The 11,318-nt window shown below is 56.9% G+C and carries 13 protein-coding genes; 9 read left to right on the forward strand and 4 right to left on the reverse strand.

Annotated elements, in window-relative coordinates; all coding sequences use genetic code 11:
• Nucleotides 1-35: 35 nt before the first annotated feature.
• The 4 genes from FA92_RS05490 to FA92_RS05505 form a co-directional block, all read right to left on the reverse strand.
• Nucleotides 36-1,541, reverse strand: coding sequence for a SulP family inorganic anion transporter (locus FA92_RS05490; RefSeq protein WP_033782570.1), 1,506 nt, complete (start codon nucleotides 1,539-1,541; stop codon nucleotides 36-38).
• Between the two features lie 138 nt (nucleotides 1,542-1,679).
• Nucleotides 1,680-1,940, reverse strand: coding sequence for a biofilm/acid-resistance regulator YmgB/AriR (locus tag FA92_RS05495; protein WP_033782572.1), 261 nt, complete (start codon nucleotides 1,938-1,940; stop codon nucleotides 1,680-1,682).
• 392 nt (nucleotides 1,941-2,332) lie between these two features.
• Nucleotides 2,333-2,740: a DUF2000 domain-containing protein gene (locus tag FA92_RS05500; protein WP_033782574.1), complete on the reverse strand. Its 408-nt coding sequence runs from the start codon at nucleotides 2,738-2,740 to the stop codon at nucleotides 2,333-2,335.
• Between the two features lie 41 nt (nucleotides 2,741-2,781).
• Nucleotides 2,782-3,630 carry an AraC family transcriptional regulator gene (locus FA92_RS05505; RefSeq protein ID WP_033782575.1) on the reverse strand — a complete coding sequence of 283 codons (849 nt, stop codon included), beginning with the start codon at nucleotides 3,628-3,630 and terminating at the stop codon, nucleotides 2,782-2,784.
• Nucleotides 3,631-3,775: 145 nt separating this feature from the next.
• Between FA92_RS05505 and FA92_RS05510 the strand changes: the two genes are divergently transcribed.
• The 9 genes from FA92_RS05510 to FA92_RS05550 all read left to right on the forward strand — a co-directional run bounded on the left by FA92_RS05510 (nucleotide 3,776) and on the right by FA92_RS05550 (nucleotide 11,317).
• Nucleotides 3,776-4,207, forward strand: a complete 432-nt coding sequence (locus tag FA92_RS05510; RefSeq protein WP_013357394.1) for a MarR family transcriptional regulator — start codon at nucleotides 3,776-3,778, stop codon at nucleotides 4,205-4,207.
• A 2-nt stretch (nucleotides 4,208-4,209) separates the two neighbouring features.
• Entirely contained in the window at nucleotides 4,210-5,895 is a 1,686-nt protein-coding gene (locus FA92_RS05515) for an MFS transporter (RefSeq protein WP_033732217.1), read from the forward strand.
• The gene (locus FA92_RS05520; protein ID WP_033782577.1) at nucleotides 5,892-6,986 is read left to right on the forward strand and encodes an HlyD family secretion protein; all 1,095 of its coding nucleotides are present in this window, start codon (nucleotides 5,892-5,894) and stop codon (nucleotides 6,984-6,986) included. The genes FA92_RS05515 and FA92_RS05520 overlap by 4 nt, the downstream gene beginning before the upstream one ends.
• A complete protein-coding gene (locus FA92_RS05525) occupies nucleotides 6,983-8,365 on the forward strand; it encodes an efflux transporter outer membrane subunit (protein WP_033782579.1) in 1,383 nt (460 codons plus the stop codon). Before FA92_RS05520 ends, FA92_RS05525 begins: the two co-directional genes overlap by 4 nt.
• A 269-nt stretch (nucleotides 8,366-8,634) precedes the next feature.
• Nucleotides 8,635-9,021, forward strand: coding sequence for a hypothetical protein (locus FA92_RS05530; RefSeq protein WP_033782581.1), 387 nt, complete (start codon nucleotides 8,635-8,637; stop codon nucleotides 9,019-9,021).
• Nucleotides 9,022-9,250: 229 nt separating this feature from the next.
• Nucleotides 9,251-9,982, forward strand: a complete 732-nt coding sequence (locus FA92_RS05535) for a beta-ketoacyl synthase chain length factor (RefSeq protein ID WP_033782582.1) — start codon at nucleotides 9,251-9,253, stop codon at nucleotides 9,980-9,982.
• Nucleotides 9,975-10,775: a lysophospholipid acyltransferase family protein gene (locus FA92_RS05540; RefSeq protein WP_033782583.1), complete on the forward strand. Its 801-nt coding sequence runs from the start codon at nucleotides 9,975-9,977 to the stop codon at nucleotides 10,773-10,775. Before FA92_RS05535 ends, FA92_RS05540 begins: the two co-directional genes overlap by 8 nt.
• Before the next feature lie 13 nt (nucleotides 10,776-10,788).
• The gene (locus FA92_RS05545) at nucleotides 10,789-11,046 is read left to right on the forward strand and encodes a phosphopantetheine-binding protein (protein ID WP_033782584.1); all 258 of its coding nucleotides are present in this window, start codon (nucleotides 10,789-10,791) and stop codon (nucleotides 11,044-11,046) included.
• A gap of 16 nt (nucleotides 11,047-11,062) precedes the next feature.
• Entirely contained in the window at nucleotides 11,063-11,317 is a 255-nt protein-coding gene (locus tag FA92_RS05550) for an acyl carrier protein (RefSeq protein WP_033782585.1), read from the forward strand.
• Nucleotide 11,318: the final 1 nt, after the last annotated feature.

Genomic DNA, 11,318 nt, shown 5'->3' on the forward strand with positions numbered 1-11,318 from the left:
ATTCTGCTGCCGGAGAGGCAGCAGAACGCACCCTCTTAGCCGAAATTACCGGTCAGGCGCTGATGGAAATCAGTACTGCGTGGATCCAGCCCCTCAATGGTCACCTCTGCACCATAACGCTGATAGCGATACTCAATGCCATCCAGTGCCGCGACGCTGGATGCATCCCAGATTTGTGCGTGGGTTAAATCGATCGTCACTTTTTTCGGGTCATGGGCATAATCGAAATGCTCAAACAGATCGTTGCTGCTGGCAAAGAACAGCGGACCACGCACCACATAGCGCACTGAGCTGCCATCGGCGCTCAGCTGGCGTTCCGCATGGATAACGTGCGCAATACGACGGGCAAACAGCAGCATCGCGAGGATCACCCCAGCCAGCACGCCCAGCGCCAGATTACCTGTCCAGACCGTCACAGCCACCGTCAGCACCATAATCAGCGTTTCTGACCACGGCATACGTTTCAGGGTAGCTGGCTGCAGGCTATGCCAGTTAACGGTTTTCACCGCCACCACCATCATGATCCCGGCCAGCACCACCATCGGGATTTGCGCCATAATCCGGCTGAGTCCGGTCACCAGCAACAGCAGCACCAGACCGGCGGCCAGGGTGGAGACACGGCTGCGTGCCCGGCCCAGCTCAACGTTAACAATCGTCTGACCTATCATCGCGCACCCGGCGATGCCGCCATAAAAACCGGCAAAAATATTTGCTACCCCAAGGCCCCACGCTTCACGTCGCTTACTGGAGGGAGTATCGGTCAGGTCATCAACCAGTTTGGCGGTAAGCAGTGACTCCATCAGCCCGACAAAAGCGATGCTGAGTGCGGTGGGCCAGATAATCTGCAGGGTCTGCAGGTTAAGCGGCACCAGCAGACTGTTAAAACCGGGCAGGCCGGGACTCATTGGCCCTTCATCGCCCACGTTCGGCATGCGATAACCCATTAACAGTGCGACCGCAGTCACCACCACAATGGCGACCAGAGGTGAAGGAACACTCTTTAACAGGCGCGGCAACAACAGCACGATAGCCAGGGTGACGGCAAAGAAGATCCACACCAGGGATGACTGACCCCAGACGTGCGGCACCTGAGCAAAGAAAATCAGCACGCCAAGTGCATTCACAAATCCCAGCATGACCGAGCGGGGGATATAGCGCATCATGCGCGCCAGCCCGGCGACGCCAAACAGAATCTGAATCACACCGCCCATCACCACTGCCGGCAGAATATATTCGACACCGTGCAGATGGACCATCGGCCCGATCACCAGCGCCACGGAACCCGCTGCTGCTGTGACCATTGCCGGACGACCGCCCAGTATCGACAGCGTCAGGCAGAGTACCACCGAGGCGACCAGACTGACTTTCGGATCGACACCGGCAATAACGGAAAAAGAGATCACTTCAGGGATCAGCGCCAGCGCGGTAATCACACCGGCCAGGCATTCACGGGTCAGCAGCGCAGGCGAACGCAGAACGCGCCCCACACTGATATCGCCCGCCACAACGTCGGTTGCAGCAACATCATTGGTCTGAGTCATAAAGTCTTGCAGGCTCTTTAGTTGTTTTGCTCCCGCGCGAGGGGCGGGAAGATTGGGACAATGGTGAGGGGCAGATAGTACCGGGCGACTGGCGAAGTTGCCAGAAAAAGACGGGTGACTCCCTCCGTGGAGTCGCGATTACAGTGAAAAATCGTCCGGGGTTTTATGTACCACCAGGTCAAGCAGCTGCCGGTGGATGTCCAGCATCTCCCTGTCGCTTTCCAGTTCCAGCCGGTGAATAAGCTTTGAGATAATGGCTTTATTATTCACTGGCATGCCTGATTGCAGGATTTCTGCAACAAGGATACCCAGCATTTCCATCTCGCTGGCTGGCTTATTGGCGGCAGGATTAAAGTAATCAGCAATTTCCTGATTGGTCCGGGGAAGAATATATTGCATGTGTAAGCCCTTCAAAACAGCCCGATTCCGGTTCGGATGTCAGGACAAAATCGATCAAAAAACCATCACATGGACAGATGCGATGGTGCCAGCTGCAAAAACTGAGCAGATAAAAAATAACCTCTGAAGGTGGAAATCCACTGACACCTTCAGAGGCGACGCAAGTGCATCATTCGTTACAGAGTCGCATGACAACTCATGGCAGTAAACTTATACAATGAAGGGCAATCTGTACAATCAGATCCTTTGACAAAATGTGCTATTAATAACTTATCAGCAACTTATAAGGATTAATCCGAACCCAAATCTGTACAAATAACCTATACAAACGATGGGTTCGGCTGATGAAACGGAGGAGTAAGGGAAGTTTTAGCCTGCTTCCCGCTGAAAAACTAACTGAAAAGCGCCAGTTTTGCCGTCAGCTTACGCAGCGCTTTCTTATCGCCGACGATAGCCAGCCCCAGCAGACGCCACTGCTGTCGGGGTTGTTGCCGCAGTACCTCACACAGCGCCTGATAATCGGTAGTACTCTGGCCTGCTTCCGGAAACAGCACCAGATCGTACTCTGCCTGTTCGCACTGTTCCCGCAAAGCATTAAGCTCCTGGTCGGAGGCAGCCAGCACCGGAATGCCGGTAGTAATCAAACCGGGTGAGGGGTGTTTCTCTGCATCCTCCAGCGCGTCACCAACCAATGTCGGATGGCGCTGTCCCAGGGTTAAGGCGATCACGGCGGCGGCGTTGGTCGCTTTGCCTGGCGGCAGAGCGGCATTAAGTATCATCACACATCGTTTGTCCTGCATTGCGCTTCTCCTGACGAAAAAAACGCATTGTGGCAAGTGACTCAGCCCGGGTCTGGAAGATTTGTGCAGGCGTGCTGATAACGGGCGGGGGAAAGCTGGCAGGCGCGCTTAAACCAGCGGCCCAGATGACTCTGATCGGCGAAACCCAGCGCAGCGGCCACATCGGCGACAGGCTGGCCCTGCGCCAGCTGGCGTCGTGCCTGGCTCAGTCGCCACTGCACCAGCCAGGCGTGGGGCGGCAAACCCCAGTGCGTCTGAAACAGGCGCGACAGCCGGAAGCGATCTGTCTGAAGATGCTGTGCCATCTGTGCCAGACCGGGATTATCCGCATGATGGGCAATCAGCCAGTCACGCGCCTGCAGCGCCAGCCGGGCATCTCTGTCTGTGTGCTGCGCGGGCAGGGACCACTGCTGGTGCGGGGTGAGCTGTCTCAGCATCCTATCCATCGCTGCCTCTTTGATGATGGCAGGATGGTTGTGCCACAGCGCATCAAATGCGTGCCAGACGGCATACGCCAGCGGGCGGTCATCGCGCAGCGTGGCGGCAAACCGCAGCTCACGCGGTGAGGGTGCATCTGTCTGCTCAGGGGCGCGGTGGCGGGCAATCTGCTGTGGCGTAAGATAGAGCATCCGATAGGTAAAACCGCTGTCGTTGATGGCATCACCATCATGCAGCTCCTCCGGCTCAAGCATAAAGACCGTTCCGGGACGACTCTGATGCTGTTTGCGTCGCGAATGAAACTGCTGTACACCTTGCTCGGTCACGCCAATCAGATAACTGTCGTGCCAGTGCGGGTCATAGGCGTGGCCGGTAAAATGGGCGCGCAGGGCCTCGATACCACTCACGGCGTCGCGACGCAGATCGACCCAGTTTGGTGATGCCTGTTTCATGTTATCCGGCTCCCGGTTACGGCCTCTGGACATTCTGACGTGTTCCACTAATTTTTAACAGACCGGACGCTTTTCAATCGTGTTTCGCTTTGCGTATAATAACGCTTCCACTCAATTAGATGTCTTACTATTAGGCTGCTAACATTTGTCTCAGCATACGCGTACCTTTACCCATTTATTGCATCTGACCGCCCACGCCTGGCGGCTGGCGGTGGATCGTCACCTCAAAGATAGCGGCTTAAGCATGAGCAGCTGGATGGCCATCGGGCTGATTGCCAGTGAACCGCAACGCATGACTCAGACCGAACTGGCGCAGCTGCTGGGACTGGAAGATGCCAGCATGGTGCCGCTGGTGGATCGGCTGGTCAAACAGTCACTGCTGACGCGGGTACAGCCGCCGGAAGATCGCCGCAAACGTCACCTGGTGCTGACAGAAAAGGGCAACGAAGCGTTTGCTAAAGTGAAAACCGAAGCTGATGCACTCCGTACTGAAATGCTGGCCGATATCGATCCGCAGGATCTGGCCGTCACCGAGCGCGTACTGCAACAACTGCTGAGCCGCATGGGAAGTATGTAGCAGTGGCAAAGCGAAATCCCTACGCTGCACGCGAGTGGTTGCCGCATGAAAAACCGATGCTGCCGGGTTCGCCCTCGACCCCGCTGCATCCGATGCCAAAACGTCTGGCGTTTGGCCTGATCGGCTTACTGATTTCGCTGACCGGTGCGCTGAGTAATGCGCTGGTTACGGCGAACCTGGTTAATCTGCAGGGCACCTTTGGGGCCTGGTCAAATGAAATTGCCTGGCTGCCTGCGGTTTACGTGATGGGCAATATCTCCATTAACCTGCTGCTGGTGAAGTTCCGTCAGCAGTTTGGTCTGCGTGTCTTTACCGAAGCGTTTCTGGTGCTCTATGTGCTGGTGGCGTTCTTTCATCTGTTCGCCAACGATTTAAGTTCTGCGATCGTTGTGCGCACGGCCCACGGCATGGTAGCTGCGGCGCTCAGCTCGCTGGGTATCTACTATCAGGTACAGGCGTGGCCTGCGAAACACAGGCTGAAAGCGCTGGTGATAGGCCTGACGGTCTCGCAACTGGCTATCCCGCTGGCCCGCTTATTCTCGTCGGAATTACTGCAGCTCAATGAGTGGCGCGGTCTCTATCTGTTTGAACTCGGTCTGGCGCTGATTGCGCTCGGTGGAGTTCTGCTGGTGAAACTGCCTCCGGGCGATCGCATCAAAACGTTTGAGAAGATGGACTTCGTCACCTTTATCCTGCTGGCGCCCGGCATGGCGCTGTTGTGCGGTGTACTGACGCTGGGCCGTATTGAGTGGTGGTTTACCACGCCCTGGCTCGGTATCTGTACTGCGATTGCCCTGACGCTGATTGTCGCGGCTATCGTCATTGAACATAACCGGCGCAACCCGCTGATTAATACCCGCTGGCTCAGCAGCGGCATGATGGTGCGGCTGGGCATTGTGATGATCATGATCCGTATTGTGCTGGCGGAGCAGAACACCGGTGCGGTCGGCTTTTTGCAGCAGATCGGTCTGCAGAACGATCAGATGCGCGGTCTGGCGCTGGCGATCATGGCCGGGGTTATCGTGGGCATCGCTGCCAGTGCGCTGACCATCAAGCCTGCGCATCTTAACTGGCCGATTGTCGCGTCGCTGGTGGTGATGATTATCGCCTCGCTGATGGATGCGCAATCCAGTCCACTGACCCGTGGCCCCGAGATGTATTTCAGCCAGTTTCTGCTGGGCTTCAGCAGCGCATTTTTCATGGCTCCCGCCATGCTGATGGGCATTGGCAGCGTGGTCACGCAGCCGAAAAATCTGGTGAGCTTTGTGGTGCTGTTTGGCATGAGTCAGAACCTGGGCGGGCTGATTGGCTCGGCGATTCTGGGCACGTTTCAGGTCTGGCGGGAAAAATATCACTCCAGCCTGCTGGGCGATCAGCTCTCACTGCTCGATCCCAACGTTACCGAGCGGCTCAGCCAGTACAATGCGCTGTTTAATTCGCTGGTGGGTGACGACGTTCTGCGCGGCGCGCAGAGCACCAGCCAGCTACAGACAGTTGCCACACTGCAGGCCAACGTGCTCGCTTATAACGACACCTACCTGTTAACTGCCGCGCTGGCCCTGGTCACGCTGATGTGGGTGATCTGGCGTTTAACACGACGCCGCTATCTTGACTGGCGTCAGGCGCAATTTAACCTGCGCGAGCAGCAACAGCTGGCCGCGTTACAGGAATCAACGGAGAAACAATGAGTCAGCAGGATGAGCTTCAGGCGGCGGAACGTGAGCGCGCGAATCGCCGCCGTATTCTTTCTATTGCCGCAGGCAGCGGCATTGTGGTGATTGGCGTACTGGTTATTCTCTACGCCTGGCAACTCTGGCCCTTCACCAGCGCCATACAAAGTACCGAAAACGCCTATGTGCGCGGTCAGGTAACCTTTATCAGTCCGCAGGTTAATGGCTATCTCACTTCGGTAGAAGTGATTGACCTGCAGCCGGTGAAAAAAGGGCAACTGCTGATGACGATTGACGACCGTATCTATCGCCAGCGGGTGCATCAGGCGCAGGCGCAGCTGGCGATGAAGCAGGCTGCACTCAACAATAATCTGCAGCAGCGGCGCAGCGCTGAAGCGACGATTCAGAGCAATAAAGCGGCGCTGGAGAATGCCAAAGCCCAGGCGCTGAAAAGCGGCTTTGATCTGAAGCGCGTTGAAAATCTTACGGCGGATGGATCGCTGTCGGTGCGCGAGCGTGACGCCGCCCGCGCTGCAAACGCCCAGGCCCAGGCGCAGGTGCGTCAGGCGGCGGCGCAGATCGCTGTCGCCGAACAGAATCTGCAAACCGTCATCGTTAACCGCGACGCGCTGGAAGGCGATGTCGACAGCGCCCGCGCTGCGCTGGAGCTGGCAGAGATCGATCTGGCGAATACCCGGATTACTGCGCCCGACGATGGCCAGCTTGGTCAACTGTCGGTTCGCACCGGTGCTTATGTCACGGCCGGTACGCGCCTGACCTCGGTGGTACCCAATCACAAATGGATCATCGCGAACCTGAAAGAGACCCAGCTGGCCAATATTCGTCCCGGCCTGCCCGCAACAATTCGGGTCGATGCGCTGGATGGCAAACGCTTTAACGGGCAGGTGGAATTTATCTCACCAGCCGCAGGCTCGGAGTTCAGCGCCATTTCGCCTGATAACGCTACCGGCAACTTCGTTAAAATCGCACAGCGTATTCCGGTTCGCATCCGCATCAACGATCAGGATATGCATCAGTTGCGTCCGGGTATGTCGGTCGAAGTAAATATCGACACCGCCGCCCAGCCCGCTCCTGAGGGCGCACCATGAGGGTTCGCTTACTGATCGGTGTGATGGCGCTGCTGCTGACAGGCTGTGCCACCCAGGTTGAAAAGGCACCGTCCTCTCTGCCGATCCCCGACGCGTGGCGTAATAGTGTCGGTCCTTCTGCCGCACCGGAGGCGGCGTGGTGGCGCGCGTTTCATGATGAATATCTCAACCGGCTGGTGACCCAGGCGCTACGCAATAATCCCGATATTCTCACGGCACGATCCCGGGTCGATCAGTATCGCGCCCAGCTGCGCGCCACGCAGGGCGATAACTTTCCGACGCTGAGCGCCGGGGTGGCTGCGACCCGCGAGCGCACGCTCTCTTCAGTGACGGGCCAGCCGTATGAAACCGATGTTTTCCAGGGCTTACTACAGGCGAACTATGAGGTCGATCTCTGGGGAGCGCGCAGCAGTAGCATTTCGGCGGCACAGGCGACCTTAGCGGCGCAGCAGGCTGCCGCGTCTGCCGCCGAGCTGACCATCGCCAGTTCGGTGGCGTCAGGATATCTCAACCTCTGCGCGCTGGATGAACAGCTGCGGGTGACGGAGGCGACACTGGCGACCCGCAACAACTCCCTGAAGCTGGCACAGCGTCAGTTTGAAACCGGCTACACCTCCAGACTGGAGTGGATGCAGGCGGCCTCGGAATATCAGTCAGCCAGAGCGCAGATGCCGCAGCTGCAGCATCAAATCACCCAGCAGGAAAATGCGCTGAGCATTCTGGTGGGCATGAATCCGCGCAGCATCGCCCGTCATCAGCAGTTCGACCAGATCTTACCGCAGCAGATGCCGTCACTGTTACCCTCAGAGCTGCTCAATCGCCGTCCGGACATTGTGCAGGCACAGCGTCAGTTACTGGCCGCAGATGCGAGCCTGGCATCGTCGCGGGCGAAGCTGTTGCCAGGGCTGAATCTCACCGCCACCGGCACCCTGCAGAGTTCGGTGTTGCATCAGCTGGCGGATGACCCGTTCCGGCTGTGGAGCGTCGGCGGCAGCATTCTGGCGCCGCTGCTGAACCGTGAAGCGCTGACGGCGCAGGTGGATGTCTCCATGGCGACGCGCAATCAGGCACTCTATGGCTATGAAAAAGTGGTACGCAACGCCTTCGCGGAAGTCAGCGATGCCATCGATGCCATCAGACGGGGTGAGGAACAGCTCCAGGAGCTGCAAAAGCAGGAAGCCTATGTAACGGAGGCGCTGCGCATTGCCCGCAATCGCTATCAGAACGGCTACGCTTCTTATCTGGATGAACTGGATGCGCAGCGAACCCTGTTCTCAACTCAGCTCAATCGGGTGACGGTCAAAAATAACCTGCTGCTGGCGCAAATCGATCTCTACCGCGCGCTGGGCGGTGGCTGGACACCGGCCTCCACACCGTAATTGCCTGGTCCGATCCAGCCGCAGCCAGAGTTTCTGCGGCCAGGATCGGCCTCTGCGCTGTGGCTATGACTGCGCATCTTACCCCGCTTTAATCCCCCAAATAACCACTAAAAACCCATGCATACTTCTGCTTACCTGTCTTTACATTCGATGGTATCATGCGCGGGTTTTAAGCCAGCCAGACGGAAAAGCGCACGAAAAGTTCAGGCTGCGCACGGCAAGTTATTCACATAACTAATTAATATAAATAATAAAAGAAGGGATTCATCATGAATAAAAATACATTTTTTACATTAGTCGTCGCTGCTGTGTTATTAACCGGCTGCGCGCGTACGGCACCGATTCATAACGTGAATCAGACCCTGACTCAGCGCTACACCGATAACCAGATGAAACTGGCGATCATTGAAGCGGGCATTGGCCGTAAATGGGTGATGACGCCTGTTTCTCCTGGCGTGATCAATGGCCGTCTGGCCCAGCGTGATTTCGTGGCGACCATTCGCATCACCTATACCAGCCAGAACTACCGCATCGATTATGTCAGCAGTGAAAACCTGAAAGCGGGACAGGGTGAGATCCACAATAACTACAACCGCTGGATTGCCAATCTCGATCAGGATATTCAGTTACGACTCTCGGCCATGGCCGCTCAGTAATGCGTGCGCTGTCGCAATGATTTGCCAACAGACGATCGGAGCATAAAGATCGCCGGCATCCGGCCGACAAATCAGATGAGCTGCTATTGCTGAACCACCAAATAAACCTCTACCGTGAATCCCCGATGCGGGATCGGCAGAGGATTTCCGGTACGCACTTTTTTGCTGAGGGTAGGGGTGACGATCCGATGAACGCCGACTCCACACGTATGACGAAAAGAGTGTTGAGATGAAACTCACTTACTCACTGGTCGACTGGCAGGCTCTGGCTCCGGGATTACACGGACGCGAGGCCTGGCAGAACTGGGCACAACAGGGCATGGCTATCGACCCGACTGAGGTGATGGCAAAGCCGCAATTTTTACCGATGATGACAGCACGTCGTCTGAGCGGGGGCAGTCGTGCGGCAGTAGAGTGCGGGCTGGCGCTGCTGGCGCGTCAGCAGGTTGACGCGATCGTGTTTACCAGTCGTCACGGTGAACTGGAGCGTAATCTGCGTATTCTCACCACCCTGGCGGATCAGCAGGCCATGTCCCCCACGGATTTCGCCATGTCGGTTCACAACTCGGCGGTCGGCAGTCTGACCATTGCGGCAAAAGCGCCACTAGTCTCCACCTCTATTGCGGCAGGCATGGACTCTTTTCAGCAGGGGCTGATTGAAGTCAGTGCTCTGCATCAGTCGGGTTATCAGCAGGTACTGCTGGTCGATTTTGACGGTATCGTGCCTGATTATTATCTGCCGTGGCTGTCGGAACAGTGCGTGAATGTCCCCTATGCGGTGGCGCTGCTGCTGCGTGCGGGCGAAGAGCTGTACTGTACGGGCCGCGCCGGAAAAGAGGAGCGCGCAGAACCGCGGTTGCCGCAGAGCCTGCATTTTCTGCAGCAGTGGCTGGCGGAATCGACCACCTTCAGCCTGCCAGGCGAACGCCTGACATGGCACTGGGAGAGAAATCATGGCTGATTGTTCACAACCGGCGTTGTTCGCGGGCAGTCGCGTTAACTACTGCTGGCGGCTAATGATGACGGCGGTGAGTTTTACGCTATTTGGCCTTGGTGGGTTGCTGCTGTCACTGGTCGGCTTCAATCTGCTGCTGCTGGTGCAGCGCGACTCTCTGCGCCGCCGCCTGCTGGCCAGACGCGCTATCGCTTTGAGTTTCCGCTGCTTTCTGCGGTTCTGCCGGATGACCGGGGTCTACGACTACCGGATTGAAGGGGCAGATCTGCTGCTGCAGGATCGCGGTTGCCTGATTGTCGCTAATCATCCGTCACTGATCGACTACGTGATGATCGCCTCGGTACTGCCGGAGATGGATTGTCTGGTTAAGGCCGATTTGCAAAAGAACCCCTTTATGCGTGGGGTGATCCGCGCCGCCGACTATCTGATCAATAGTGAAGCAGAGACGCTGCTGCCGGACAGTCAGCAGCGACTGGCGCGCGGCGACAACATCCTGATCTTTCCGGAAGGTACCCGTACCCGCTATGGTCAGCCGCTGACGCTGCAGCGTGGGGCCGCCAATATCGCGGTGCGTGCCGGATGTGATCTGCGCGTGGTTCACATCACCTGCAGCCAGCGGATGCTCGATAAACAGAGCCGCTGGTATCAGATTCCGCCGGTTAAACCGCTGTTTACCGTGCGAGTACAAACGCGAATCGACAGTCAGTCGTTTTGTGAAAGCAATCCCGATGCGCAGCCGCTGGCCGCGCGTCGCCTGACCCGCCATTTAGAGCAGGCGCTGGTCCCCCAGAACAGGTAAGACGAAAACCGGTATGGATTTATTAATTAACGATATCAAACAGATGATTATCGACACGCTGAACCTTGAAGACCTTAGCTCCGATGATATAGAGACCGACGCGGCGCTGTTTGGCGACGGACTGGGGCTGGACTCCATTGATGCACTGGAACTTGGCCTGGCAGTGAAAAATCGCTATGGCGTGGCACTTTCTGCGGAGAGTGAAACCCTGCGTGCCCACTTCTTCTCTGTTGCGACGCTGGCAGCGTTCGTCAACCAACAGCGCGGCTGAAAGCGGAGACAACCTTATGATGAACAAACAAGAGATTTATCAGGAAGTGGCTTCGCTGCTCACCAGCCTGTTCGAAATTGCCGCTGAGGATATCCATCCTGAGGCACGTCTCTATGAAGATCTTGAACTCGACAGCATTGATGCCGTCGATATGGTGGTTCACCTGCAAAAACGTACCGGCCGTAAAATTAAGCCGGAAACCTTCCGCACGGTGCGTACCGTCCAGGATGTGGTGGATGCAGTAGAACAACTGATGCGCGAAGACGCCTGAT

The organism is Pantoea sp. 9140 (assembly GCF_000745295.1).
GTDB lineage: Bacteria > Pseudomonadota > Gammaproteobacteria > Enterobacterales > Enterobacteriaceae > Pantoea > Pantoea vagans.